The organism is Flavobacterium psychraerolatum (genome assembly GCF_025960985.1).
Lineage (GTDB): Bacteria > Bacteroidota > Bacteroidia > Flavobacteriales > Flavobacteriaceae > Flavobacterium.
Map to the genome: position 1 here is coordinate 20,313 of NZ_JAOQMX010000025.1, position 26,488 is coordinate 46,800.

25 protein-coding genes are annotated in these 26,488 nt (G+C 33.5%); 5 read left to right on the forward strand and 20 right to left on the reverse strand.

Annotated features, from left to right (window positions below):
- Positions 1–20: 20 nt before the first annotated feature.
- Complete coding sequence (locus M2326_RS10475) at positions 21–1,811, reverse strand: alpha-amylase family protein (RefSeq protein WP_264619514.1); 1,791 nt, start codon at positions 1,809–1,811, stop codon at positions 21–23.
- Between the two features lie 282 nt (positions 1,812–2,093).
- On the opposite strand from M2326_RS10475, the gene M2326_RS10480 reads away from it, so the two are divergent.
- A complete protein-coding gene (locus tag M2326_RS10480) occupies positions 2,094–2,969 on the forward strand; it encodes a DUF808 domain-containing protein (RefSeq protein ID WP_264619515.1) in 876 nt (291 codons plus the stop codon).
- 424 nt (positions 2,970–3,393) lie between these two features.
- Here M2326_RS10480 and M2326_RS10485 read toward each other — a convergent pair whose 3' ends face one another.
- From M2326_RS10485 to M2326_RS10505, 5 genes are all read right to left on the reverse strand, one after another.
- Positions 3,394–4,737 carry a DEAD/DEAH box helicase gene (locus tag M2326_RS10485; RefSeq protein ID WP_264619516.1) on the reverse strand — a complete coding sequence of 448 codons (1,344 nt, stop codon included), beginning with the start codon at positions 4,735–4,737 and terminating at the stop codon, positions 3,394–3,396.
- 865 nt (positions 4,738–5,602) lie between these two features.
- Positions 5,603–6,088: a hypothetical protein gene (locus M2326_RS10490; protein WP_264619517.1), complete on the reverse strand. Its 486-nt coding sequence runs from the start codon at positions 6,086–6,088 to the stop codon at positions 5,603–5,605.
- A 118-nt stretch (positions 6,089–6,206) separates the two neighbouring features.
- Positions 6,207–6,575: a response regulator gene (locus M2326_RS10495; protein WP_264619518.1), complete on the reverse strand. Its 369-nt coding sequence runs from the start codon at positions 6,573–6,575 to the stop codon at positions 6,207–6,209.
- 265 nt (positions 6,576–6,840) lie between these two features.
- Entirely contained in the window at positions 6,841–7,605 is a 765-nt protein-coding gene (locus tag M2326_RS10500) for a TIGR02757 family protein (protein ID WP_264619519.1), read from the reverse strand.
- A 278-nt stretch (positions 7,606–7,883) separates the two neighbouring features.
- Positions 7,884–8,546, reverse strand: a complete 663-nt coding sequence (locus tag M2326_RS10505) for an ABC transporter ATP-binding protein (RefSeq protein ID WP_264619520.1) — start codon at positions 8,544–8,546, stop codon at positions 7,884–7,886.
- Positions 8,547–8,739: 193 nt separating this feature from the next.
- On the opposite strand from M2326_RS10505, the gene msrA reads away from it, so the two are divergent.
- Together msrA and M2326_RS10515 are read left to right on the forward strand one after the other, a co-directional pair.
- Positions 8,740–9,288: a peptide-methionine (S)-S-oxide reductase MsrA gene (gene msrA / locus M2326_RS10510; protein ID WP_264619521.1), complete on the forward strand. Its 549-nt coding sequence runs from the start codon at positions 8,740–8,742 to the stop codon at positions 9,286–9,288.
- Positions 9,289–9,493: 205 nt separating this feature from the next.
- Positions 9,494–9,772, forward strand: a complete 279-nt coding sequence (locus M2326_RS10515) for a hypothetical protein (RefSeq protein ID WP_264619522.1) — start codon at positions 9,494–9,496, stop codon at positions 9,770–9,772.
- A 10-nt stretch (positions 9,773–9,782) separates the two neighbouring features.
- Here M2326_RS10515 and M2326_RS10520 read toward each other — a convergent pair whose 3' ends face one another.
- The 11 genes from M2326_RS10520 to M2326_RS10570 all read right to left on the reverse strand — a co-directional run bounded on the left by M2326_RS10520 (position 9,783) and on the right by M2326_RS10570 (position 19,767).
- A complete protein-coding gene (locus M2326_RS10520) occupies positions 9,783–10,892 on the reverse strand; it encodes a lactonase family protein (RefSeq protein ID WP_264619523.1) in 1,110 nt (369 codons plus the stop codon).
- 803 nt (positions 10,893–11,695) lie between these two features.
- Positions 11,696–12,676, reverse strand: coding sequence for a signal recognition particle-docking protein FtsY (gene ftsY, locus M2326_RS10525; RefSeq protein WP_264619524.1), 981 nt, complete (start codon positions 12,674–12,676; stop codon positions 11,696–11,698).
- A gap of 101 nt (positions 12,677–12,777) precedes the next feature.
- On the reverse strand, positions 12,778–12,930 hold the full coding sequence (locus M2326_RS10530; RefSeq protein ID WP_108740708.1) for a DUF4295 domain-containing protein: 153 nt from the start codon (positions 12,928–12,930) through the stop codon (positions 12,778–12,780).
- Between the two features lie 76 nt (positions 12,931–13,006).
- A complete protein-coding gene (gene rpmG / locus M2326_RS10535; RefSeq protein WP_108740707.1) occupies positions 13,007–13,189 on the reverse strand; it encodes a 50S ribosomal protein L33 in 183 nt (60 codons plus the stop codon).
- A 29-nt stretch (positions 13,190–13,218) separates the two neighbouring features.
- Positions 13,219–13,455 carry a 50S ribosomal protein L28 gene (rpmB, locus tag M2326_RS10540; protein ID WP_108740706.1) on the reverse strand — a complete coding sequence of 79 codons (237 nt, stop codon included), beginning with the start codon at positions 13,453–13,455 and terminating at the stop codon, positions 13,219–13,221.
- A gap of 75 nt (positions 13,456–13,530) precedes the next feature.
- On the reverse strand, positions 13,531–14,781 hold the full coding sequence (locus tag M2326_RS10545; RefSeq protein ID WP_264619525.1) for a CinA family nicotinamide mononucleotide deamidase-related protein: 1,251 nt from the start codon (positions 14,779–14,781) through the stop codon (positions 13,531–13,533).
- A gap of 106 nt (positions 14,782–14,887) precedes the next feature.
- Complete coding sequence (locus tag M2326_RS10550) at positions 14,888–15,235, reverse strand: Hpt domain-containing protein (protein WP_264619526.1); 348 nt, start codon at positions 15,233–15,235, stop codon at positions 14,888–14,890.
- The gene (locus M2326_RS10555; protein ID WP_264619527.1) at positions 15,236–15,847 is read right to left on the reverse strand and encodes a fumarylacetoacetate hydrolase family protein; all 612 of its coding nucleotides are present in this window, start codon (positions 15,845–15,847) and stop codon (positions 15,236–15,238) included.
- 229 nt (positions 15,848–16,076) lie between these two features.
- Positions 16,077–16,847 carry a 3'-5' exonuclease gene (locus tag M2326_RS10560; protein WP_264619528.1) on the reverse strand — a complete coding sequence of 257 codons (771 nt, stop codon included), beginning with the start codon at positions 16,845–16,847 and terminating at the stop codon, positions 16,077–16,079.
- 360 nt (positions 16,848–17,207) lie between these two features.
- Positions 17,208–18,518 (reverse strand): dihydrolipoamide acetyltransferase family protein, encoded by a 1,311-nt coding sequence (locus M2326_RS10565; protein ID WP_264619529.1) that lies wholly within the window; start codon positions 18,516–18,518, stop codon positions 17,208–17,210.
- A 64-nt stretch (positions 18,519–18,582) separates the two neighbouring features.
- A complete protein-coding gene (locus M2326_RS10570) occupies positions 18,583–19,767 on the reverse strand; it encodes a glycosyltransferase family 2 protein (RefSeq protein WP_264619530.1) in 1,185 nt (394 codons plus the stop codon).
- Positions 19,768–19,839: 72 nt separating this feature from the next.
- On the opposite strand from M2326_RS10570, the gene M2326_RS10575 reads away from it, so the two are divergent.
- Together M2326_RS10575 and M2326_RS10580 are read left to right on the forward strand one after the other, a co-directional pair.
- Complete coding sequence (locus M2326_RS10575) at positions 19,840–20,799, forward strand: T9SS C-terminal target domain-containing protein (protein ID WP_264619531.1); 960 nt, start codon at positions 19,840–19,842, stop codon at positions 20,797–20,799.
- 125 nt (positions 20,800–20,924) lie between these two features.
- Positions 20,925–22,787 carry an ABC-F family ATP-binding cassette domain-containing protein gene (locus M2326_RS10580; RefSeq protein WP_264619532.1) on the forward strand — a complete coding sequence of 621 codons (1,863 nt, stop codon included), beginning with the start codon at positions 20,925–20,927 and terminating at the stop codon, positions 22,785–22,787.
- 358 nt (positions 22,788–23,145) lie between these two features.
- Here M2326_RS10580 and M2326_RS10585 read toward each other — a convergent pair whose 3' ends face one another.
- The 3 genes from M2326_RS10585 to M2326_RS10595 form a co-directional block, all read right to left on the reverse strand.
- Positions 23,146–23,373, reverse strand: a complete 228-nt coding sequence (locus M2326_RS10585; RefSeq protein WP_108740696.1) for a CDGSH iron-sulfur domain-containing protein — start codon at positions 23,371–23,373, stop codon at positions 23,146–23,148.
- 162 nt (positions 23,374–23,535) lie between these two features.
- Positions 23,536–25,089, reverse strand: a complete 1,554-nt coding sequence (locus M2326_RS10590) for an SDR family oxidoreductase (RefSeq protein WP_264619533.1) — start codon at positions 25,087–25,089, stop codon at positions 23,536–23,538.
- A 244-nt stretch (positions 25,090–25,333) separates the two neighbouring features.
- The gene (locus M2326_RS10595; protein WP_264619534.1) at positions 25,334–26,485 is read right to left on the reverse strand and encodes a gliding motility-associated C-terminal domain-containing protein; all 1,152 of its coding nucleotides are present in this window, start codon (positions 26,483–26,485) and stop codon (positions 25,334–25,336) included.
- Positions 26,486–26,488: the final 3 nt, after the last annotated feature.

Consider the following 26,488-nt stretch of genomic DNA (forward strand, 5'->3'; position numbering starts at 1 on the left):
TTTGTTAAAAGTTTTTGCTTTTATTGTAGTTCCAAAATATAAGATTCAAGTGGCTCTAATTTTATATTTACAAATCCTTCTCCATTTACAACTGTGAAATTTAATTTCACCTTTTTATACAATTGATCAATCACTTTATAATTTTCATCATGTAGTCCCCATTTTTCGATTACGAGTTGTGGAACTTTTAACGTAAACGAGCTTGTTACCTCATTTGAAAAATTACTCACTACAATTAATTTTTGAGTATCAGACCAACGTGTGTAACTGTAAATACCCGTATCATAACCATCTGTATGATATCTGTTTGCAAATTGAATTTCTTGAAACTCTCCCATCAAGGCAGAACTTTCAAGTGTAAAATTGAGTAATCGTTTATAGAAATTTCTTAATGAAGCTTCTGCAACCGTAAGTTGTCCTCCATCAAATTTACCGTTATTGATCCAGCGTTGGTGCGAGGGCACTCCTACATAATCAAAAATCGAAGTACGAGAATGCGTTCCAAAACCACCATTTTCATTTGCTGGTTCCCCTACTTCCTGTCCGAAATAAATCATTACTGGAGCAGCGCTAATTGTTGCCGAAACAACCATCATTGGTTTCCCTTTCTCTCCTGATCCTGCAAATTCTGGACTTGCAACACGTTGTTCATCATGATTATCCAGAAACTTCAACATATGATGCCTTACATTCCACATATCGTACTGAATTTGTGTTAGCTCATCTGGCCAAGAACGCCCTTGAATAATGTCTTTTAACTTATCATAAGTTCCTACTTTATCATACAAATAATCCATTTTTCCCATTTTGATATAATTGTAATACGAATTGGGATTATAGACTTCCGCCAATAAAAAAGCATCTGGATTTTTCATTTTTATAGAAGAATTCATAAAACTCCAAAATTCAAATGGAACCAACTCTGCCATATCATAACGAAAACCATCTACTCCCTTATTAGTCCAATACAAGGCGATATCTCTAAACTTATGCCATGAATTGGGAACAACTTTATCTTGCCAAAATTCAAAATGCTTTTCATACGATTCGGTATCATAACCCCAAGGCAAATACGGAAAATCGACTTCTCCATCCGGACGTACACCATAATTTATTTTAGCCGTTTCATACCAATCATTTTTATCAGGACGAGCCATTCTAGAACCATTTCCTGTCCATTTGGCAGGAATCTCAACAAAGGGTTGCTCTAATAAAGGATTCTTTTCTCCTCCCAATGGAGGTACTATATCGGGTATCTCAAATTGAGAATTCGGGATGTAATAAAAGTTGTTATCCTTGTGGTATTCGACTGAAGTATCATCTTTTGCTCCAAAATCATTTACTCCTTTTGGATTTGTTTTGCCTTCATATTTTCGTGCTACATGATTGGGAACAATATCAATAATCACTTTCATACCAGCTTTATGAGTACGAGCGATCAAATCTTCAAATTCTTGTAATCGGTTTTCGGGATTAACTGCTAAATCAGGGTTTACATTATAATAATCCTTAACAGCATACGGTGAACCTGCTCTCCCCTTTACTACAGAGGGATGGTCATTTGAAATTCCGATATTGGTATAATCGTTTATCAATGCATGATGGGGTACTCCTGTGTACCAAATATGTGTAACACCCAATTTTTTTATTTCACGTAATGCTTTTGGTGTAAAATCATTGAATTTCCCTACTCCATTTTCTTCAATTGTTCCCCAAGGTTTGTTGGTCGTATTAGTATTTCCAAAAAGTCGTGTAAAAACGTGATAGACTACTTTTTTGGTATCGGCTGTATTATCTTTTCCTTTTTTCATATCAGGTTAATTAAGTGCCATTTATATCAGTTGTCATTCAACAAAAGAATAATAGCATTGCATTCAATTTTATAAATATACTATTTTATAAAAACTATCTTTCTATACACACATTTTTATTTTTCTAAAAAAAGCAAAAAACTTAAAAACTTAACCTATTTTATTAGTTAAAAAAACTTTACACAAAGTAAAATTTAAAATATGTTTCATTAATCCTTTTGTTGTACTAAATTTGAATTCAAATTAAGATTAATAAGAAGTAACAGATATAATAAATAACGTATGGCATCAGGGATTTTTTTATTATTGGATGATATTGCGGCACTTATGGATGACGTAGTACTAATGAGTAAAATTGCTACAAAAAAAACCGCTGGAATTTTGGGCGATGATTTAGCAGTAAATGCGGAGAAAGCTTCTGGTTTTGTTTCTTCACGAGAAATTCCTGTTTTATGGGCAATTACCAAAGGTTCGCTTTTAAATAAGGCTATTATTTTACCATTTGCTTTTATTTTGAGTTACTTCCTACCAACTTCTATCACGGTTATTCTCTCTTTGGGGGCTGTTTATTTGGCCTATGAAGGCGCCGAAAAAATATATGAATACTTTGTTCCTCATCATCAAGCTGATACTACTGTTAAAACCGAAAATTTAACTGAGGAAGCTATTTTGGCTATGGAAAAAGATAAAATAAAATCAGCAGTTATCACAGATTTTATTCTTTCTATCGAAATTGTCATTATTGCCTTGGGAACTGTTCTTGAAAAAACGATTGCTACTCAAATTATGGTAGTCACTTTTATCGCTGTACTTGCTACTGTAGGTGTGTATGGTATCGTCGCTTTGATTGTAAGAATGGATGATTTTGGTATTTTTTTAAGTAAAAAATCGAATACCCTCATTCAATCAATCGGAAATATATTGATCAAAGCGCTTCCATTGGTTATAAAATCATTAGCATTTATTGGAACAATCGCTCTATTGCTTGTCTCTGGTGGAATATTCAAACATAATATTCCGTATTTCCATCATTTTTTGGAGTCTTTTCCTGCCCTTGTGAGCGAGTTTACACTAGGGTTAGCAATCGGTATTATCGCATTTTTTGTGGTAAGTAGCGTACAATGGTTTTGGAAAAAATTTGTTACTAAGAAAGAATAGGAGATTAAATGTAAACAGTACAAATTAGTAAAAAAACGAACTAATACTACTTAACTTTTACGATTTGTACTTGGTTAATCTGTAAGAATAAAATACAGTAGCAGTATTTTCAAACATCTTTTTTTTTCAATATATCTCTGAAATAGAAATTACTATAACAGTTCCTAATCATGCATTTTTTGGACTGTTTAAAAGTAGTCTTGGAGTTTTTTGTTGAAATAACAATTTTATTCATTATTATTTGGGTTACATTATACAAATTGGAACAAATATTATTATAGCCCTTTTTTAGATAATCAATTTGTTATAGATTCAGTTTTATAAAAAAACCATTAAAAAATTAATTGCATTTGACTTAATGCTACTAATTTCTTAATGGTTTTTTATTTAAGAATTATTAATTAGTGATAAAAACTCCAAAAAACTACTTCTTCTTTTTCTTTGCTGCTCTAATTTTCAACATGTTACGATTTACAGAACCATGTGTTTTCTTTTTTGTTTTTGAAGGGCCACCTAAATTTACTTTGGTGTTTTTCTTTGCTTTGTCATGAAAAGCTCCTTCACCATCTGGTTTTTTCTTGCGAACAAACTTAATTACTTGGCGGTCCTTTTCTGGTTCGATTAATTTCATTGAAATCTCTACCTCTTCAGGAAAGTCTTCAATATCAAGTTCCATATTCATCAAAACCTCTACTTCTACTTTGGATTCTTCCTCTCTTGGAGTAACAAAACTTATTGCAGTACCAGTTTTATCTGCACGACCAGTACGCCCTATACGGTGCATATACAACTCACCTGCTTCTGGCATTTCGAAGTTAATTACATGGGTGATGTTTGAGATGTCCAAACCTCTGGCCATAATATCAGTTGTAATCAATCCACGTAGATTTCCTGCTTGGAATTCTGCCATGGTGGTCAAACGGTAATTTTGTGATTTATTTGAGTGAATTACTCCAAATTCTCCTTCAAAATCTTCTTCGATACGTTCGAAAACCATATCAGAAATTTTCTTATTGTTCACAAATACCAAAACTCTACTCATATCTTCATTAGTAGCCAATAAATGTTTAAGTAAATTGATCTTGGTATTGAAGTTAGGAACATTATAGGTAATCTGTTTAATATTCTCTAGTGGTGTTCCTGAAGCTGAAAGTGTAACTTCCTCTGGATAGTCAAAGAAGTCATTCAAAACAGCATCAACTTCATCTGTCATGGTGGCAGAGAATAAAATATTTTGACGTTTTACAGGCATCATAGCTAGTAAAGCTGTTAATTGAGTTCTGAAACCCAAATTCAACATTTCGTCAAATTCATCAATCACTAATTTTTGTGTTTCTTCAAAACGAATGACATTATCTAGTGCTAAATCCATGGTTCTACCAGGTGTTCCTACCAGAATATCAGTTCCCATGTACACATTTGTTTTTTGTGTGTTAATATTCACACCACCAAAAATTCCGATGGTACGAACAGACATGTATTTGGTTAATTTTTCAATTTCATCAACTACTTGTACTACTAGCTCACGAGTTGGAACAAGTATTACTAGTTTTGGTGTATGAGTAACGTTGAATTTATACAGTTTTAACAACGGCAATAAATAAGCAAAGGTTTTACCCGTTCCTGTTTGTGCAATTCCCATCATATCACGACCGGACATGATTACTGAAAATGACTTTTCCTGAATAGGAGTTGGAGTTACAAATCCCAAATCATCAATTGCTTTTTGTACTGATTTTGGAAGATTAAATTGCTCAAAAGTGCTCATAAAACGTATATTTTGTGCAAAGATACACTAAAATAACTAGTTCGTAGAGCTAGGTTAATTCTAAAGGGGAAAATCGTACTCTAAGCATTTTAAAAAGAAAGAAAACACCTTAAAGATTTATGAAGATGTTACACTTTTAATATAAAAATTGGTGTAAAGCTAATTGTAACATACTAAGTCATATTAAAACAATAGCTATATAAAGTTACAAACTGTAATCAAAATTGGAGTTGAAAACCATTTTGAAATAGAAATTCTCTTAAATAAAAAAGAGACACTATACCAGTTTGCGTGAGGGATAGAAATGAAAAGCCCACAAACAAGTGTAGCGATAGCGGAACTTGTTGAGGACTTGCAATGTATAGCCCGACCTGTAGTTTTTACGAAAGGACACGCCCAAATAATAATTATTATTCTGTTCCTATTTGGGTTTATTATTCCCAAAACGGTACATAGTTATATTCAAAACAATTTTCTAGCTCGAAATTGATTATTAAAACAAATTCAAAAAAAGTTAAAAAACTCATAGACTATAATTCCGTGAGTATATAGCCTGTAAGTATGCTAAAAATAGTGCTTATAAATTGACCAAATGATCAATTGGAGTTACTCAAACTTAAGAGCATTAGTGTTTTTAGACCAAAACACCTCTATCACTAATATATATTCAGGAATTCTTGAGTATACTTATAAAGAGGTGTATTAAGTATGAAAAAGTGATATAAGTAGTTACTATTAACAGAGTCCATTCAAGTAATAATTGAAAATTATAGCACCAATGATTATGTGAGATAGTTTTTATTGCATTATTACTTATTTGATTTTAATGGTAGTTTTAATATTCGAAAAAAATCAGTTGTTACTATTATTTTATACTTAATTTGAAGAGGAATTTTTCAATAAGTAAAAAGAAAATAGGAAAAAACATAAATGGTATAAAATAGAATATTGATGGTGAATCTATAACATTTACATTGCTAAACATATCCTTAAACGAAAAACCAAAAAGATCAACGCTAAAATTAACTAATGTAGACAAATTATATTTCGCCATCGCAAACTGTACAATAACTAACAGTGAAAAAATGACATGGATTGCCATCTGAGCGATAGTTTTCTCAAAATATCCGAATATAAAATACAATGGATAAAGTAGGATTGCAATAAGCAGTACGGATCCAAGATCTGTAAGCAATCTATAACCAATTGCCATGATAACATTGGAAACCGTCATACCTGAGAGTAGTTTTATTGTGATTTCAAATAAACTTATAATCCAAAGGGTTGCGATTAAAGAAATTGCGAGTGTAATAAATGTAGATTTAATACAATTTTGTAGGCTTTTTTTCATGATTTAAGGGGTTAAATGATGGAGGTAGTATTGGGAGAATTGTAGGCTTTTATTATATTTCTTTATGAGTCATTTCTGTTATTCAATTTTTTATTACGATAATCAATAATTTTCAAGGTTAACAAAACAATCTTTTCGTCCTCATAATTAATTCATTTGGGGTAAAAGGTTTATTCATAAAATCTGTCGCCCCTAAGTTGAATGCATTTAATATCATCTCCTCTTGGCCTGCAGATGAAAAAACAACAATTGGAGTACTTGAAGAAAGCTTATTGCGCACGTGATTAATTACTTCTAGACCACTTACAAACGGCATCATAATATCTGTCAGAATCATATCTGGATTGTGTTCTTCAATAAGTTCTATAGCTTCCTTACCATTTACTGCAATCAAAAGTTTATATCCTTCTTTCTCTAATTTAAATTTTAACAACAAGGAAAAAATCGAGTTGTCTTCTGCTAGAACAATTTTTTTTGCTGTATTCATATCTATTTCTTTATTAAATTTAGATTTGATCTTTACATAATTCAAATATAAATAAAATCAACATAGATAATCGGTATAAAACACAAAACATCGATAAAATACAATTAAAAAATAATAAAAACACTTTTATCTTACACAAAACAAAATGCAATTATTCTGGAAAAATTTATTTAGAAGGAAATAATAGCAAATCAATTCCTAGTAATATCTAAACCTAGGAAGGAAAATGCGAAATAAACGAAGGATATAATTGATCTGTTGGTATTTAAAAACCCTCAAAAACACCCAAACCAAATAGGGCAAAGTCATACTTAGAAGGATCATTGGGATCTAGTTCTCGTAGCTTAGCATCTAATTCTGCTAAAGCTTTGGCATCATTTTGTTTCCGCGTCAGCAATCCTAGCTTACGAGCTACATTACCAGAATGTACATCTAGCGGACAGGATAACGCTGCCATAGAAACAGTTTTCCAAATTCCTAGATCTACTCCTTTGCTATCTTGACGGCACATCCATCGAAGGTACATGTGCAACCGCTTGGCCGCAGAACCTTTGAGTGGGTCAGAAACATGTTTTTCTGTTCTAATTAAATGTGGAATTTCAAAGAAGGTTTTTTTAAATTCGGATATACTTCTTTGCATCGAATGAGGTTCTTGATGCTTAGAAAAAACTGCTTCAATACCATCATGCTTTTGGTAGATATTTTGAAGACTTTGAATAAAAAAAGTAAAATCTTGACTATTGAAGGTACGGTGAACGAAAGATTCAAGCCGTTCCAAATCGGAATTTGTATGCGACATAACAAAATCATAGGGTGTATTCCCCATCATATCCATCATTCGATGACTATTTTTGATGATCATTGTTCTGTTACCCCAAGCAATAGTTGCGCTCAAAAAACCTGCAATTTCAATATCTTCTTTTCGGCTAAAAAGATGTGGGATTTGCACTGGATCACTTTCAATAAAATCACGTGTATTGTATTGAATGACTTTTTCGTCTAGGAATTCTTTGAGTTCTATTTGGTTCATCTGAGTTTCTATAGGTAAAATCCATTTGCTATATTTTTAGGTTCACATTTGCGAGAGTAACCAAAATATTTTTCAATATAAGAAATTTCATTACTATTTGTGGTAGGTAAAAAGAGTGTTACTAATTCCCCAAAACAAATCCATTTGGGTTGAGGTATTACACTTTAAAGTCATTCGGTTAATTATTCGTGAAGAATAACTCTATTTTAAATCGAAAAAGTGTCACTTCAATGCAACTTCGAGTTATTGATTAACAATTGTATTGACCAAGAACATCGTTAACTAATAATCACTCCATCAGACATTATTAATTTTCTATCGGCCATGTTAGCAAGCTCTTCATTGTGGGTTACGATAACAAAAGTTTGTCCAAACTCATCACGGAGTTTAAAAAACAATTGATGTAAATTCTCAGCTGAAACCGTATCTAAATTTCCCGAGGGTTCATCGGCAAAAATGACAGCTGGCTTGTTAATTAGTGCTCTTGCTACGGCAACACGTTGTTGTTCTCCTCCCGACAGTTCATTTGGTTTATGATTAATTCTATGTGAAAGTCCTAGAAAATCTAATAATCTTTTGGCTTCAGTTTCGGTTTCTTTTTTGGGTTTATTGGCGATAAAAGCAGGAATACAAACATTTTCTAGCGCTGTAAATTCTGGCAGTAATTGGTGGAATTGAAAAATAAAACCTAAATTCAAATTACGAAATTTGGATAGCGTCTTATCATTCATTTCCAAAATAGATTCCCCATTGATGATCAATGCAGCCTCTTTTTGAGCAGCAGGATGATCTAAGGTACCTAAAATTTGTAAAAGTGTTGTTTTTCCAGCACCAGAAGCCCCCACGATAGAAACAATTTCACCTTTTTGAATGTGTAGATCTACTCCCTTTAAAACATGAAGTTGATCGTAATATTTATGTAAATTTCTAGCTTGAATCATTTGAATCCGTTTCAGCAAAGAAACAAAGATTTTATAGATTTCGCACCCTTTTTCACTTCCTAAAAGATAAATTTTAGTTAAAAACAACATAGAAAAAGCATAGAATAAACTAAATTTGAATAATATTTAATTCTCTTTTTTTTTAAACAAATCATTCCTACAAATACCTTTTGTTTGTAGAACACTAACTATCATGAGCGAAAACATAAAAAACGAAATTGCAATTTTTGGTGGAGGTTGTTTCTGGTGTACCGAAGCCGTATTTTTACAACTTAAAGGCGTGCAAACTGCCATACCTGGATATATTGGCGGACTCAATCCAAATCCTACCTACAAGGAAGTATGCACCGGTGAAACAGGCCACGCTGAAGCGATTCAAATTGAATTTAACCCTGACGAAATAACATACGATAAATTGTTGGAAATATTTTTTGCAACACATGATCCTACTACCTTAAACCGTCAAGGAAATGACATTGGAACGCAATATAGAAGTGAAATTTTCTATAAAAATGAAGATCAAAGAAAGATCGCAGAAGCTTATATTGATTTCTTGACTGCCGAGAAAATTCACGACAACAAAATAATCACAAAAATTTCTGAAGCTACTACTTTTTATCAAGCCGAAGATTACCACCATAATTATTATAATGGAAATAAAGAACAAGGTTATTGCAACATGGTAATCACTCCAAAGGTGAATAAGTTTGAGAAAATTTATGCCGATTTATTGAAAAAATAATATCTTTTTTTAGCTATAAAAAAACTACAGCCTGAAACGTATTACCGTTTGGTTGTAGTTTTTTTTGTTTTAAAAAACCTTTATTATTTTACCTTTCGATAAAAAAAACTAAGATTGGTCTATTATTTGTGATATTGAAGCTAAGAAACTTATCTCTCATAAACACATTTCAAAAAACATTGCCAACATTACATCCCGCCCTACTATGCATCCTAACAAAATTAATTACCTTCTTCTAAGTCTTTTATTTGACGGTATCGGAATGCTTTCCTTCAGTATTCCATTTTTGGGTGAATTTTCAGATGTTGTTTGGGCCCCATTATCTGGTTTAATCATGTTAAAAATGTACAAAGGAAGAGTAGGGAAAATAGCTGGAATATTTGGCACACTAGAGGAATTATTCCCGTTCACCGATATCATTCCTACCTTTACATTGACGTGGATTTATACTTTTTACATTCAGAAAAATAAAACTTCAAAATAAAAATGACCGTTTATATTTTGGTAAAAACCAAACAAACAGGTGAGCATAACTCAATCTTTTTACCTGTGTCAGTCAATTTACCTGTTTCTATATTTCGCTTAAAAATGATCACATCATTGGTATATTGATGCCCTACTAATAAGAAATTACCAGAAGGATCAATAGAAAAATTACGTGGACCATTTCCTAAAGTAGCAACTCTTTCTACAAACTCTAATTTACCATTTTTTAAAATTTTAAAACAGCTTATGTCATTTGAATCACCTCTATTGGTAGCATACAAGAATTTTTCGTCTGGAGAAATATGAATGTCTGCAGCGGTAAACTTCCCTTTAAAAGTGGGTGCTAGAATAGTTTGTTCTTGACATAATTTCAGTTTTCCTTTTTTATAATTGAAAACCGACAGTGTACCATCCAACTCTTGCAATAAATACATTTTCTTACCGTCTTTACTAAAAACGAAATGTCTTGGACCACTCCCCGCTTTTATATCATTGGTAACTTTTAACTCCAATGGTTTATCGGCAGTATTATTCACTGCATAAGAATATATTTTGTCGCTTCCCAAATCTGTTCCTAACAAATATTTATGGTCAGGAGAAAATTGTACCATGTGTAGATGTGCTTTTTCTTGACGTTTGGAATTCGGTCCTTTTCCAGTATGTTGCTCTAATTGTTTTAATGCTGTCAAACTACCATCCTCATTCTTCCCAAAAGCAGTGATACTTCCACCTGAATAATTAGCAGTAAAGACATAATTATCGTTATTAGTAATATTGCAAGGATCTTCACTATTTGTTTTTTGTTGGTTTAACAAATTAAGTTTTCCCGCTTTGGAATCATATCCAAAAGCTGAAACAGAACTGTTTGCACCATCAGAATTTACAGTGTACACAAACTTATTATCCTCTGATACGGATACAAAACTAGGATTAGCAACACTTTCAGATTGTGATCTAAATTTAAAATCACCTGTTTGCGTATTGAATTGGTACACAAAAACACCTTTATCACTGCAATCAGCATTAAAGGTTCCAATAATTAAATTGTAGGAACTTGATTGTGCTTGCAAGAAAAAAGTACACACTAGAAGTAAGGCTATGGAAAAGGTCTTTTTCATTTTTAAATTTTTAGAAAAGCTAAAATACGTTTTCTAAAATTATTTTATCTTAAAAAAAAGTAAATACAAATATTTAGCAATTTCAGAAGTAACTTTTTGACTAGATAATACAGTACTTACCCTAAAGTTTATAGCTACAAGATAATTTAAGGGATGCCATTCTCAGCATCTAAAATTAAAGCTAGATAAAAAAAGGGAAACTAAAATTTGACTGTTTTCACATTCATTGTCTTATAAGTTACTTTTTTTATTCTTCTGTCATATTGCTTACATTTATTTTAACAGAACCATTTCCCCATAAATCATAAATAGAGCCGCAAAATAGAGCACACAAAAGAAAAACAATCTATTTTAAGTTCAACAATGGGAAAATTATAAAGAACATTCTATGATGAAAAGTATTTCGAAGTGTACATTCAACATCAATTCACGTTTCATTATTACAGATAAATATCACAAAACAAGATAACCCCTTAATGTGTTCCTGTAACTTTTGTAAAGTTGTACTATTTGAACACATTGGAGTAATAAATATCTACACCTTACAGTTAAGCTAAATTTAATAGGAACTGAATCCTTAAAAAAGAAATCAAATCTACTATTACAACTCTTTATCAATTAAGAAAGCTAGCGCTTTTTAATTCTTTTGGTCAAGCCAAAAACAAAACCAAGTACACCAACAAGTAATAAGCAATAATACAACTCTATGCTTTTTGAACGCATTAAATTTGCACCTACAAAGCAAAGTACACTAATCATATAGAGATGCAACGAACTTAAATTTTTTATAAAATCCATGTCTATTATTTAAAGAAGCTATCAACAAATTCATATTTATTGAAGACTTGAAGATCTTCAATACCTTCACCCACACCAATATACTTCACCGGAATTTGAAATTGATCTGAAATTCCAATTACAACACCACCTTTTGCAGTCCCATCCAATTTAGTAACGGCTAGTGAAGTAACTTCTGTAGCTGCTGTAAACTGTTTGGCTTGCTCAAAAGCATTTTGGCCAGTTGAACCATCCAAAACCAATAATACATCATGTGGCGCATCTGTAACTACCTTTTGCATTACACGTTTCACTTTAGAGAGTTCGTTCATTAAATTCACTTTGTTGTGTAAACGACCCGCAGTATCAATAATTACAATATCAGCATTTTGAGCTACTGCAGATTGCAAAGTATCAAAAGCTACAGAGGCTGGATCACTTCCCATATCTTGACGAACAATAGGAACTCCTACTCTATCTGCCCAAATTTGTAATTGATCAATGGCAGCTGCTCTAAAGGTATCTGCTGCACCTAAAACAACATTATAACCTGATTTCTTAAATTGATAAGCAAGCTTACCAATTGTTGTTGTTTTACCAACTCCGTTCACTCCCACCACCATCAAAACATATGGTTTGGTTTGAGTTGGAATAACAAATTCAGTAGCTTCACCAGAATTAGTTTCAGACAATAAAGCCCCAATTTCTTCTTGCAAGATGCGATTCAATTCGTCAGTACCCAAATATTTATCTTCGGCGACCCTTTTCTCGATACGAGTGATAATCTTCAATGTGGTATTTACACCAACATCAGAAGCTACTAATATCTCTTCCAAATTATCCAATACATCATCATCTACTTTTGATTTACCAGCAACAGCTTTTGTTAACTTTGTAAAAAAAGAAGACTTTGATTTCTCTAACCCTTTGTCTAACACCACTTTTTCTTGCTCTGTAAGACTTTTGTCTTTTTTATCAGATGAAAAAATTCTTTTAAAAAAACTCATAATCGGAATTGTACTAAATTGGTATGTAATAATAGGATAAAGATAAAAATAAAAAAGCTACTTCCGATAGAAAGTAGCTTTTTTATATAATGTGTTTTTGATTATTTCTTTTTCAAGAACTCATCAACTAACTCAGGAGCTAAAATAGTTTCTACGAAAGTATAAGCGCCAGTTTTTGGAGATTTCACCATTTTGATGGCTTTTGATAATCTCTTAGAAGCTGTTTGCAATGATGCTACTGTTTTCTTTGCCATGTCTAATTATTTGTTTATTTGAAATTTTTATAAAACTCTAATGGAAACCATTTAATATTTTACAAATCTCTAATTATTACTTAATTTCTTTGTGAACAGTTACTCTTTTCAAAACTGGATTAAATTTCTTAATCTCTAATCTGTCTGGAGTGTTTTTTTTGTTCTTTGTTGTAATGTATCTTGAAGTTCCTGCAACACCTGTTGTTTTGTGTTCAGTACATTCTAATATTACTTGAATTCTATTACCTTTCTTTGCCATCTTGTTCTATGTTTAGTATTGGAAAAAGATTATTTGATAAATCCTTGTGCCTGTGCTTTTTTCAAAACAGCAGAAATTCCATTTTTATTAATTGTTTTTACCGTAGATGCTGCTACTCTAAGAGTAATCCATCTATCTTCTTCTGGAAGATAAAAACGCTTCTTAACTAAGTTTACAGAAAATTTTCTCTTAGTTTTATTCATAGCGTGAGAAACGTTATTTCCTACCATCGCTCTTTTACCTGTAAGGTCACAAACTCTTGACATTATATATCTCTTTTAATCGTTATTCAAATTCAGGCTGCAAAGAAAAGAAAAATAAACGTATCAAACAAAATTTTGCTACACAAATTTTATAATTTCTTTTTGAAGTATTTCCAAACTTTTATAGACAGCCCTATCTATCACTTTTTCACGAGGTTGTCCAAAGTTAAACTCTTCAACAAGGACTCCTGTTGGGGTAGCCAAAGCAATAAAAACAGAGCCTATTTCGGCCTTTCCATCCTCTTTTGTCGGGCCCGCATTCCCAGTGATAGCAATAGCGTAGTCTGTTTTCATTAACTTTTTAACACTCAAAGCCATAGCTAAAGCAACCTCTGTACTTACTACCGAAAACTCTTCGATTAAAGCACTTGGAATCGACAAGACATCAATTTTGGCTTGGGCAGCATAAGAAACTACGCTTCCTTTAAAATAGGCCGAAGCCCCAGCAACGGAAGTCAACAATGAGGCTACAGAACCTCCTGTACAACTTTCTGCTGTTGAAATAGTTACTTTTTTATTCTTCAATAAATTCCCTACTACTACTTCTATAGTTTCATCCTCATCATAACCAACAATAATATCGCTAATTATATCAGTTAACGAGCTTACTTGTTTTTCAATTTCAGATTCTAAAATCCCTTTATTAACACCTCTAGCAGTTAATCGCAATCGTACCCTTCCTGGACTTGGTAAATAAGCAAGTTTTACAAATTCAGGTAAAGCATCTTCCCAAGTTTCAATACGCTCCGCCACCATACTTTCTCCTTGTCCATACGTAAGGATTGTTTTATGCAAAATATAAGGGCGCTCGTATTCCTTAACTACCTTTGGAATAATCTCGTTTTCAACTAAATATCTCATCTCATAAGGAACTCCTGGTAACGAAATAAATACTGTGTCTTCTTTTTTTATCCACATCCCTGGCGCTGTACCCACTTGATTATGAAGTACTGTACAGCGAGAAGGAACTAAAGCTTGATCTTTATTAATCTGTGTAATTGGACGCTTATAAAAACCCTCTATCATCTCTGTCACATGAGCCAAAACAGCTGCATCAACCACTAATTCATCTTCAAAATAATCACAAAACGTCTTCTTAGTTACATCATCCTTTGTCGGACCTAAACCTCCTGTAATTATAACCAAATCCACTTTATTTTGAAGCTTAATAAAAGTATCCAAAATATGTTGCTTATCATCACTTATAGACAACATCTCATGCGTCTCTACCCCAATTCTATCTAATGATTTGGAAATAAAAGCCGAATTTGTATCCACAATTTGACCAATTAATATCTCGTCTCCAATAGTAACTATAGTCGCTTTCATGCTGTCTTTATTTTAATTTTGACTTTAATATATACAGAAAATTCAACACCTAATTAAGAACTAGATGTTGAATTTTTTTATTTACACAGTAGTATGTTTACCACTTTTAAGACAAATCAAAATCCTTATTGATCTCCTTAATAGCATCTTCTACTTGTTTTCTAACACTTTTAAAAGTGTCTATAATATCTTTTTTCTTTCCTTCAGTTTTGGTCCATGCTTCCACTTGAAGAATTTCTTCAAAAGCTACATTTAAACCTAACAAATCTAAAGTTGGTTTGATTTTATGAGCATAAGCATATGCATGTTTATGATCTTTCTTTTTAATTCCTTCTTTTATTTGTGCTAAATCATCAGGAACTTCTGTTACAAACAGTGTTAAAATATCTTTTACAAAATCTTGATCATTATCTGAGAGTTCGTAAACTTTGGAAAGGTTGTAATGTAAAGCCATTTATTTTACTTGTATTCTAAATAGTTTCTGTCCTTCTAAAAATCCTTCTAAAACATCATCTGTTTTTACTGCAGCAACTCCTTCTGGTGTTCCTGTAAAAATAATATCTCCTATTTTTAAGGTAAAAAACTGTGAAACATAAGCTATGATTTCATCAATTTTCCACAACATAAATTCTGAATTTCCTTTTTGAACAGAACTATTATTATTAGTTAATTCAAATGTAATATTTTCTAGTGAACTAAATTGATTTTTTTGTAAAAATTCTCCAATAACTGCCGAACCATCAAAGCTTTTGGCTATTTCCCAAGGCAAACCTTTTTCTTTGAGCTTCGATTGTAAATCTCTAGCCGTAAAATCAATTCCGACACTAATTTCGTCATAATACTTATGAGCAAACTTCGCATCAATATACTTCCCTACTTTATTAATTTTGACAATCAATTCTATTTCGTGGTGAATATCGTCTGAAAATTCAGGAAGTACAAACGGATGTTGTTTCAATAAAACTGCCGAATCTGGTTTCATAAAAATAACAGGTTCGGTTGGACGCTCGTTCTGAAGCTCCTCTATGTGTTTGGTATAATTACGACCAATGCAGATTATTTTCATTTTTTTTAAGTTGCTGAGTTGCTGAGTCCCTAAGACGTTTTGATTAAAAATCAACAACTCAGGACACAGTAACATAATTTTATTTTTAAAGCTTCTAAGTTCCTAAAGCTATAAGCATCTAAGTAATTTGGAGTAAAAACTCAGTAACTTATTGAGTATTCTACTTGCTGAGTTTCTAAGAAGTCTTGAGCCAAAACTCAGCAACTTAGAAACCCAGGACTCAGCAACTTTATTTAGTATTTAACTTTCTAAGCTTTATTGCTGTTAAAACTTTTTTGGTATATAAAGGAAAATCGGCATTTTGAATCCAACTGAAATATCCTGGTTCAGTTTCCAAAATTTTATCTACTTTAACTCCTTTGTGTTTACCGAAAGAAAAAATCTCTTCTCCATCTTTATCGAAAGCAATCATTCCAGCAAAATCGGCAATTTTTTTTCTTGTCGAAAATTCTGAAAGTGCTTTTGTGTCATTTTCTAAATCTTCGTAACGATCCAATTGTGCTTTCAAGATTTCGTAAGTCGCCATGGTATCCGCTTCTGCAGAATGGGCGTTTTCTAAACTTTGACCGCAATAAAATTTGTAGGCAGCACTCAACGTACGCTCTTCTTTTTTATGAAAAATAGTTTGAACATCTACAGATACTCGGTTCTTCATATCAAAATCTACTCCTGCACGCAACAATTCCTCAGCCAATAATGGAATATCAAAACGATCGGAATTGAATCCACCCAAATCGCTATCTTTAATCATGGTATATACTTGTGTTGCAAGTTCGTTGAAGGTTGGTTCGTTGGCTACTTTTTCATCAGTGATACCGTGAACTGCTGTTGTTACTGCCGGAATTGGAATAGTTGGATTAACGAGCCAGGTCTTGCTTTCTTTATTTCCGTTTGGATACACTTTGAAGATTGAGATTTCTACAATTCTATCTTTTCCTATGTCAATTCCTGTGGTTTCAAGGTCGAAAAAGCAAATTGGTCTATTGAGTTTTAATTCCATTTTATTTTTTTGTATGAACTACAAATATAATTTTTTTAAGCTTAAAATAGTATGCTTTAGGAGTAGTTTAATAAATTTTCTAAAAAGATATAATCTTCAAATTTAATTTTACACTACATATTTACTACCTATATCTTTATTCTGTACCGAGGTCATTATTTGGTTTTGCGTAAGGGATGGAAGCGGCATCCTTTTTTGGGGCTTCTTCTGCCCCAAAAAAGATATAGCGTACAGCCCGGTCCCTCGTTTTTCAGCGGGATACGCCCAAAATTGTACTTTGATTGCGAATTGTTTTGAACCAAAAAAACCCTCAAAATCACAATTGACTTGAGGGTTTATAGGGCTTATTTTTGGCAACTTTTAGAAATTTCGAGTAGTATCAAAATTTTCGAGGTATTCGGCAACGCGTTTAACAAACATTCCTCCTAGTGCGCCATCAACTACACGATGGTCGTAACTGTGGGTCAGGAACATTTTTTGGCGAATACCAATAAAATCGCCTTCGGGTGTTTCTATCACAGCAGGAACTTTGCGAATCGCACCTAGTGCTAGAATCCCAACTTCGGGCTGATTGATGATTGGCGTACCGAAAACACTACCAAACGATCCGATGTTGGTGACGGTATATGTTCCACCTTTGGTATCATCTGGTTTTAATTTTCCTTGTTTTGCTCGGTTTCCAAGATCGTTTACCGCTTTGGCCATGCCTACTAGACTGAGTTGATCTGCGTTTTTGATTACAGGTACAATTAAGTTTCCGTTGGGCAAAGCTGCTGCCATTCCGAGGTTGATATTTTTCTTTTTGATGACATAGTCACCATCCACAGATACATTCATTCCTGGGTAATCTTTCAAGGCTTTAGCTACGGCCTCCATGAAAATAGGTGTATAAGTAAGCTTTTCTCCCTCTCTTTTTTCAAATGCCGTTTTGTGTTTGTCACGCCATTTCACAATATTGGTAACATCAACCTCGATGAATGACTGCACGTGAACTGATGTCTGGATGGATGCCACCATATAGCCCGAGATCAATTTTCGCATGCGGTCCATCTCTACGATTTCGTCTCCGCCATTGGCAGAAATAGGTACTGCTTTCGGCGTTATTTTTGTTACTGACACTGGCACTACCTTTGGTGTAGTAGCAGCAATGACTACACTTTTATTACTTGAAGTACGACTTTGAACATAATTCAAAATATCATCTTTGGTGACACGGCTATCTTTTCCGGTACCTGTTATTGCGTCCAATTCTTGAAGAGAAACCCCTTCCGTAGTGGCTATATTTTTGACCAATGGAGAATAAAATTTTTCTGAACTACCAAAATCAACCGGAGCCAAAACGGACTCTTTTGCTACCTCAATAGCCTTTTCTACCTCGGCAATAATAGCGGGATCCACTTGTTGCTGGGGAACGCTATCATCGTCAATTTCGCTGGTTTCTATAATCGCAATGGTCTGCCCTACTTGTACCAAATCATCTTTATCAAAAAGTTGTTCGATCAAAATACCTGCTACTTCACTAGGAACTTCATTATCTACTTTGTCCGTTGCAACTTCCACTACGGTTTCATCAGCATAAATGGTATCACCAACGGATTTTAACCAGTTTGTAATCGTTGCTTCTGCGACGCTTTCTCCCATTCTTGGAAGTTTTAATTCAAATCTTGCCATATTTTTTACCCAAAAAGGTGTCGTTTTATTATCTGTTTGCGAATTTAGTGATTTTTTGAAACATTCATTTCATAATCTGCATTTTATCCTCAATCTTTAACACCCTTCCTCTTTCATTAGAATTATCACTTCCTATTACGTAATGGGTATTTTTTGGTAGTATCTTAAAGGTAAACTGGCTACTTTTTAACAATTCCATAAAACTTATCGTTTCTTTGAACGAAATAAAATGGTTATCAATTATAAACTCTGTAGTAGAAATATCTTTTTTTTGCTCCAAATAAGTAAATGGATGCAAATTTAAATCGCAAAAATCTACTTTTTTGCGAATTACTGTTTCAATGCTTTCTACCCAATTTTTATTTTTCGAAAAAAAAATAAAATGCTCTTTCTCTTTTTGGCTTTTACCTTTTCCTTGAAACATTTTAATGAAAGAGAAAAATAGGATACCAATTTTCATAAACAGGGAAAATAAAATAGACACTTTGAAGTGCTTTTTGTAGAAAAAATTCATTGCTTCCTGAAAACGTTTCATGTAGGTTCCGTCCTTAATAGTACTCTCCCCTTTGTAGTGAATAACGGTTGTTTGGTGAAAATAAAAATTATTTTTGCCGTTTTTCAGCGCCATGTACGACAAATCAATATCATCTGAATACATGAAACAATCTTCGTCAAAACCACCAATATCGAGATACAGCTGTCGCTCCATGACCATAAAAGCCCCCACTAGTATGTCGACTTGACCTGTTTGATTTTCGCTCAAATGATTTGCATAATATTTACCAAAACAACTGACTTTTGGAAATAATTTATACAAGGCTGCTATTTTGGTAAATGCGACCCAAGGTGTTGGGATACCGCGCTTGCTTTCGGGCAGAAAATTTCCAGCACCATCGATGAGTTTTACACCTATAATTCCGAGGTTTTTTTGTTTTTCAGCAAAAGCTAATACTTTGACAAAAGTATCTTCGGCCACAACGGTATCAGGATTGAGAATGCAAATGTATTTGCCTTTGGCTTGAGCTACACCAATATTATTCCCTTTTGGAAAACCTGTATTTTCATTATTTTGAATCAATTTTACGTTTGGAAAACGTTGCCTGACCCTATTACAACTATTATCGGGGGAATGATTGTCAATAACAATAATTTCTGCTTCAATATTTTCAATAGCACTTTGCACACTTAAAAGGCAAAGTTCTAAAAAATACTGAACATTATAATTGAGGATGATTACGGATAATTGCATGACGCAAATATAATGAGTTAAAATATCTAGTAAACTATTTTTGAAGTACTTTTGAAATTAAATTTATATGATTTGAAACGTTTTTTATTTATTTTCCTTGTTTGCATAACTAGTTCTTGGAGTCAGGTTTCGGGTTGTACCGATCCTCTATCGAAGAACTACAATCCGAAAGCAACAGTAAACGATGGCAGTTGTCGCTATAAAAATATCAAAATAAAACCTGATTATTCGGTTAAACTCAGTGATTCCCTGATCGAAAATTCCAGTTTACTTTACTTTGATTCCCTACTATGGACCGCAAACGATGATGCAGACGCTACACTATACGGGATGAATACTTATGGTAGAATTGAAAAAAAAATCAATATCAAAGGCTTAAAAAATAAAGAATGGGAAGAAATAAGCCAAGACCATGATTATATTTACATTGGCGATTTTGGTAATAACTCTGTTGGAAACCGCAAGGATTTACGTATTTTGAGGGTAGCAAAAAAAGGAATAGATACACCTAATGTTCAAATAGATACTATTGCATTTGGTTACGCTGACCAAATAGATTTTAAAATTCAAAAACCAAATACCACCAATTTTGATTGTGAAGCATTTATCGTTCTAGAAGAAACTATTTATTTATTTACTAAAAGATATTCAGATTTAAAAACCACATTGTACACGATACCTAAAATACCTGGAAACTACAGTGCAAAACCACTAAAGACACAGAACGTAAAAGGATTAATTACAGGTGCTACTTATAACAAAGAGAACTGTACAGTTGTCTTAACAGGTTATTCAAAACTACTACAACCATTTGTTTACTTATTATCAGATTTCAAAAAAGCAGACTTCTTCTCTGGTAACAAACGCAAAATAAAACTCAAATTGCCGTTTCACCAAGTAGAAGGAATTGCTACTCCCAACGGATTAGACTATTACATCACTAATGAAAAAACGGTGCGAAAACCTATATTTAATACTGCTCAACAATTGCACCATCTTGATTTACGATTTTTACTGCTTAAAAAACAGTAAAGAATAGCAGTTTTTACCTCCATTTTCTCAACTTCTATACTGTTTTCTTTGTAAACTCGCTTTCATATTACATTCGATTCTCTTTTTACAGTTGAATAGCTTACTTTTGCAAAAAAATTACTCTTGTGAATTACTTATCTGTAGAAAATATTTCGAAATCCTTTGGTGAACGCGTCTTGTTTGACAACGTATCTTTTGGAATCAACAAAGATCAAAAAATTGCTTTCATAGCCAAAAATGGTTCTGGAAAAACAACCATAATGAACATTATCAATGGTTTTGACGAGCCAGATACGGGACAGGTTGTACTGAGAAAAAGTATTCGAATGGCGTTTTTGTCGCAAGATAACAACCTACAAGATGAGCTAACGATTGAAGAAAGCATTTTTGCATCGGATAACGAAAGCTTAAAAGTAATTGAGGCTTACGAAAAAGCATTGGAAAACCCAGAAGACGAAGATGCTTATCAAAAAGCTTTTGACGGAATGGACCAACACAATGCTTGGGATTTTGAGACGCAATACAAACAAATTTTATTCAAATTGAAGTTAGAAGACTTCAAACTGAAAGTAAAAAACCTTTCGGGTGGACAAAAAAAGCGTTTGTCATTGGCCATAATTCTAATCAACAGACCTGATTTATTGATTCTTGATGAGCCTACCAATCACTTGGACTTAGAAATGATCGAATGGTTAGAAAGTTATTTCACCAAAGAAAACATTACGTTGTTCATGGTTACGCACGACCGTTTCTTCCTAGAGCGTGTGTGCAATGAGATTATCGAATTGGATAACGGAAAAATATACCAGTACAAAGGAAACTACTCCTACTACCTAGAGAAAAAAGAAGAGCGAATTGCCTCTGAAAACGCTAGTGTAGATAAAGCACAAAATCTTTTTGTAAAAGAATTAGAATGGATGCGCCGCCAACCAAAAGCGAGAACGACCAAATCTAAATCGCGTCAAGATGACTTTTATGATATTAAAGAGAAAGCGCAAAGCCGTAGAAAAGAGAACAAAGTAGAACTCGAAATCAACATGGAGCGCATGGGTAGCAAGATCATCGAGCTACACAAAATATCAAAAAAATTCAAGGACCACGTTATTCTAGACAATTTTTCGTTTGATTTTCAGCGTGGAGAACGTATTGGAATCATTGGTAAAAACGGAACTGGAAAATCAACTTTCTTGAACTTACTTACCGGTACTTTACCACTTGACAGTGGGAAAGTTGTAGTGGGTGAAACCATCAAAATAGGATACTACACCCAAAGCGGAATCAATCCGAAACCGGGTCAGCGTGTGATTGACATTATTAAAGAATACGGAGAATTTATTCCGCTTTCAAAAGGTAGAATTATTTCGGCTTCCCAATTGTTGGAACGTTTCTTATTTGATGCCAAAAAACAATACGATTATGTAGAGAAATTGAGTGGTGGTGAGTTGAAACGTTTGTACTTGTGTACGGTTTTGATTCAGAATCCAAATTTCTTGATTCTCGATGAGCCAACCAACGATTTGGATATTGTGACCTTAAATGTTCTTGAAAGTTTCTTGTTGGATTACCCAGGTTGTTTGCTTGTGGTATCGCATGACCGTTACTTTATGGACAAAATTGTTGATCACTTATTTATTTTTAGAGGAAATGGTGAAGTCGAAAACTTCCCCGGAAACTACTCTGATTTTAGAGCGTATGAAGACAGTGCCGAAGTAGCGCAAAAAGAAGACAACAAAGCCGAAAAGAAAGAATGGAAACAAAAAAATCCAACTGGAAATCTTACTTTCAATGAGCAAAAAGAATTTCAGAAGATAGAAAAAGAGATCAAAGATCTCGAAGAGCAAAAAGGTAAAATTGAGTTACTGTTCTCAGAAGGAAAAGTAGCCGAAGCAGATATCGAAAAGAAAGGAAACGAATTGCAAAACCTCATCAATAAAATGGAAGCCAAAGAAGAACGTTGGTTCGAATTAAGTGCTAAGATGGAGGGGTAATATCCTTACTCGTCCTTGAGGAAAAAAAAATAAAAATATAGTACTTTTAAAAAATCGATTTGCATTCATTTGTAAGTCGAATTTTTTTTTGCGTGAGGGATAGAAATGGAAAGCCCACAAACAAGTGTAGCGATAGCGAAACTTGTTGAGGACTTGTAATGTATAGCCCGGCCCGAAGTTTTTACGGAGGGACACGCCCAGATTACTCATGAGTTTAGAATACTAATTGTATTTTGTACGTGTCTCACTTCTTTTAATACTACATAAAAATCCCGTTTCTACCCCTTACGCAAGATTATATTGAGCAAAAAAAAGCTGCATTCTTTAAAAATGCAGCTTTTTCTATAAATCAAAAATATTATTTAGTTTTCATCGGAGGCAAATCAAATGCTTTTGATTCGTGCTCAAAACTGTTGCGGTGTGATCCATCACAAAATGGTTTGTTTGCTGATAGTCCACAACGACAAAGTCCCAAAGCGGCTCTTCCTTCTAACCCATATACATTACCTGATGCATCTACGATTTCAAAATCTCCTTCGATTTTTATAGATCCATTGTTGTTGATTGTCAATTTTGTCTTGCTCATAACTGTTTGATTTTTTTTGAATTCAAAGGTTATAAAAAAATATCTTTCTATTTTGTTTTTCGAAAAGAAAGGCGCTAATTTATACCCATTCTTTTTTAAGTTCTAAAGTAATAATAGCACTCAAAACATAGATATTATATCATAGTTAAAATCTTTTTATTCTTACCAAGCGATAGGATTATAGTCTTTCAAAAACTTTCCGCACCAGTGTTTTCCTGTATTTATACCGTCCAACAATGGATCCATCACTCTTGCGGCACCATCAACAATGTCCAACGGAGGTTGAAAATCTTGCTGTTCTTGTTTCTTTTTGGCTAGTTCGGCTGGGTCTTCGTCTGTTACCCAACCAGTATCCACAGCATTCATAAAAATCCCGTCTTTGGCCAGAGTTCGTGCAGCGGTATGGGTTAACATGTTTAAAGCAGCTTTGGCCATATTAGTATGTGGATGGCGATCTTCCTTAAAATCACGGTAAAACTTACCCTCCATAGCCGACACATTTATAATGTGCTTTTGTCCTGTATTGTCTTTTTTCATCAATTCAGACAAACGATTACAGAGCACAAATGGCGCTACTGAATTAACCAACTGTACCTCGATCATTTCTGTAGTTTCAATTTGTCCTAGTTTTAATCTCCAACTATTGGTTTTTCGTAAATCAACCTGTTGCAAATCGGCATCCAATTCTCCGTCAGGAAAAACTTCATTGGTTACTAGCGCTTTGTCAAATGAGTAGGGAATTTGGGATAACTGTGCCGAAGCTCTTAGTCCGATTCCAGGTTCTGGGCCATGCCAAGTAACAGGCATATTCTGATTGGAGGAAGCACCTGCCGTCAATACTTTTAATTCGGCCAAACAATGGGTATGGTCTGACAGTAAGGTTTGAGCTTGTGAAGGTAAGGTTTGGATTGGACGCACTTCATTTTTCATCAAATGAGTATAAAAACCTGAAGGACGTCGGACTGTTTGAGCTGCATTATTGATTAAAATATCCAACCGCCCGTATTGTTGCTCGATATAATTGCAAAAAATCTCTACACTTGGAATGTGGCGCAAGTCCAAACCATGAATTTTTAAGCGATGTTCCCATTCGCTAAAATCAGTCTCTTGCGCAAAACGCAATGCCGAATCTACCGGAAAACGAGTTGTTGCCACCACCGTAGCTCCACCACGCAATAACATTAAGGTAATATGGTACCCAATTTTTAATCGTGAACCAGTCACCACTGCGATTTGCCCTTTGACATCTGCAGTTTGAAAACGTTTGGCATAGTTGTAATCTCCACAATCTGTACACATGCTGTCATAAAAATGATGCATTTTGGTGAAATCAGTTTTACAAACATAGCATTGTCTTGGGGTTTCAAGTTCCAAGGTTTCTTTATTTTCTAATTCTGCCGCAGCCAATAATTTGGGCGCCATAAAAATAGCCGATTCGCGAGCAGAGCGTATACCCGTTTCTTTTCTAGCCGTACGATCACGCTTTTCCATTTTTCGTTTGGCGGCTTTTGCTCCGTCTTTTTTACGGCGCGAAAGCTCGTCTCGATCTGGTCTTGCAAATTGTCCTGCAGCTTTGATTAATGCCGTACGCTGTTCTATTGGAATATCAAATATTTGATCGGTATGGTTTGTAAGTAGTGAAAGGAGGGCAATACAACGAGCTATTTCAGCTGTATTTATTACTATATTTTCGTCAATTTCTTCTTGGTGTATCATAAAAAAAGATCAATCTTGGCTGAAAATCCAAGGCTGCAAAGATAGTTTTTAAACTGTTATGATTTTTAGATTTTGTTTTTCACTTACTATTAATCATTTTTGATCATTTAGTACAGAATTTATATAATCAAGAGCTGAATACCTCCATTCTCATTATTATAAAAACAATTAAATTGAAAACAATTTAGATAACTATTCGTTTGAAAGTACATACAAAGAGTATTATATTCGAATAGTAAAAAATTTATTTGCGTTTTATATAAACATAACCTTGCCAACTCTTGCCTTTATCGTGAAATTCGATCACATAAAAATAAGTTCCTTCAGGCAAACCTTGTGAAGCATTAATAGTCAATTTATTTTGAGAAATACCTCCCCATGAATTATCATATCCGTTTTTAGAATAAACTAAAACACCCCATCGATTATAAATAGATAAAGTATTATTTGAACTAAGTGAAATTCCCTCGATTACAAACGTATCATTCACACCGTCACCATTTGGAGAAATCCCATAATTACGATTTACTACATTATTGATATCAGCAATACTCCCGATAGTAATAGCTTCAAAATTATCTGGTAAGAAAACATTGGATTCAATTGTACCTTCATCCAAGCTTCCAGTAGTAATTTTATTTCCTAATTCAACCCATACATTTAATTCTTTACTCCAACCAACCACTCTTAGGCTTTGCATATTTTCTGCAAAAGCTTTAAGATCACTATCTCGATCCCAAGTTAGTTTAATCGACGTCTCTATTGCTCCGTCTAAATCCCAAAACTCAACTGTATTGATACTTTTTAAAACATTTTGCATTTTAGAAGTGCTAAACCCTGGACTAAATGTAGAAGGAGAACTGGGATCTTCTCTAAAATAGGCTCCTTTATAAATACTATTTTTTTCCTGATTTTGAAGAATCATGGGTCTAAAAGAGTGATCATCACCAATTGGAAAAACAAACTCGCCTTCGTTTATAACTTTTGCATAGCCGTCAACATGGGTAGCATTCCCTTCCCCTACATACAACTGATGTTTTAAAAAGTCAAGACTAACTGTTATATCATCTCTTGGAGTTACTACTTTCCCACTTATAAATAACAAATCATTTGTTAACCCTATAGAAGTATTTAAATACAAGTTGTCAAATACATCAATTTCTATATTTTTAAATATGGCTTCATTCTTCCCCGCAACCACTAAGTAATCTTTTATGCTATAGAAACCTACTAATCCTTCATTTTTATCAAAGACTCCATCATTTATTAAATTGGTATGAAAACCGACTTGGCCATTTTCATGTATTTGCACATTACCATTATTGTAAAATGCAGATTGTGCATTCACATTAAGCAACGTAACAATTAACAAAAAAAGGAACAATAATTTTTTCATTTT

Bases quoted from the DNA above. Each gene is read 5' to 3' on its own strand.
- M2326_RS10475 (WP_264619514.1), bottom strand. From the start codon at position 1,811: ATGAAAAAAGGAAAAGATAATACAGCCGATACCAAAAAAGTAGTCTAT.
- M2326_RS10480 (WP_264619515.1), top strand. From the start codon at position 2,094: ATGGCATCAGGGATTTTTTTATTATTGGATGATATTGCGGCACTTATG.
- M2326_RS10485 (WP_264619516.1), bottom strand. From the start codon at position 4,737: ATGAGCACTTTTGAGCAATTTAATCTTCCAAAATCAGTACAAAAAGCA.
- M2326_RS10490 (WP_264619517.1), bottom strand. From the start codon at position 6,088: ATGAAAAAAAGCCTACAAAATTGTATTAAATCTACATTTATTACACTC.
- M2326_RS10495 (WP_264619518.1), bottom strand. From the start codon at position 6,575: ATGAATACAGCAAAAAAAATTGTTCTAGCAGAAGACAACTCGATTTTT.
- M2326_RS10500 (WP_264619519.1), bottom strand. From the start codon at position 7,605: ATGAACCAAATAGAACTCAAAGAATTCCTAGACGAAAAAGTCATTCAA.
- M2326_RS10505 (WP_264619520.1), bottom strand. From the start codon at position 8,546: ATGATTCAAGCTAGAAATTTACATAAATATTACGATCAACTTCATGTT.
- msrA (WP_264619521.1), top strand. From the start codon at position 8,740: ATGAGCGAAAACATAAAAAACGAAATTGCAATTTTTGGTGGAGGTTGT.
- M2326_RS10515 (WP_264619522.1), top strand. From the start codon at position 9,494: ATGCATCCTAACAAAATTAATTACCTTCTTCTAAGTCTTTTATTTGAC.
- M2326_RS10520 (WP_264619523.1), bottom strand. From the start codon at position 10,892: ATGAAAAAGACCTTTTCCATAGCCTTACTTCTAGTGTGTACTTTTTTC.
- ftsY (WP_264619524.1), bottom strand. From the start codon at position 12,676: ATGAGTTTTTTTAAAAGAATTTTTTCATCTGATAAAAAAGACAAAAGT.
- M2326_RS10530 (WP_108740708.1), bottom strand. From the start codon at position 12,930: ATGGCAAAGAAAACAGTAGCATCATTGCAAACAGCTTCTAAGAGATTA.
- rpmG (WP_108740707.1), bottom strand. From the start codon at position 13,189: ATGGCAAAGAAAGGTAATAGAATTCAAGTAATATTAGAATGTACTGAA.
- rpmB (WP_108740706.1), bottom strand. From the start codon at position 13,455: ATGTCAAGAGTTTGTGACCTTACAGGTAAAAGAGCGATGGTAGGAAAT.
- M2326_RS10545 (WP_264619525.1), bottom strand. From the start codon at position 14,781: ATGAAAGCGACTATAGTTACTATTGGAGACGAGATATTAATTGGTCAA.
- M2326_RS10550 (WP_264619526.1), bottom strand. From the start codon at position 15,235: ATGGCTTTACATTACAACCTTTCCAAAGTTTACGAACTCTCAGATAAT.
- M2326_RS10555 (WP_264619527.1), bottom strand. From the start codon at position 15,847: ATGAAAATAATCTGCATTGGTCGTAATTATACCAAACACATAGAGGAG.
- M2326_RS10560 (WP_264619528.1), bottom strand. From the start codon at position 16,847: ATGGAATTAAAACTCAATAGACCAATTTGCTTTTTCGACCTTGAAACC.
- M2326_RS10565 (WP_264619529.1), bottom strand. From the start codon at position 18,518: ATGGCAAGATTTGAATTAAAACTTCCAAGAATGGGAGAAAGCGTCGCA.
- M2326_RS10570 (WP_264619530.1), bottom strand. From the start codon at position 19,767: ATGCAATTATCCGTAATCATCCTCAATTATAATGTTCAGTATTTTTTA.
- M2326_RS10585 (WP_108740696.1), bottom strand. From the start codon at position 23,373: ATGAGCAAGACAAAATTGACAATCAACAACAATGGATCTATAAAAATC.
- M2326_RS10590 (WP_264619533.1), bottom strand. From the start codon at position 25,089: ATGATACACCAAGAAGAAATTGACGAAAATATAGTAATAAATACAGCT.
- M2326_RS10595 (WP_264619534.1), bottom strand. From the start codon at position 26,485: ATGAAAAAATTATTGTTCCTTTTTTTGTTAATTGTTACGTTGCTTAAT.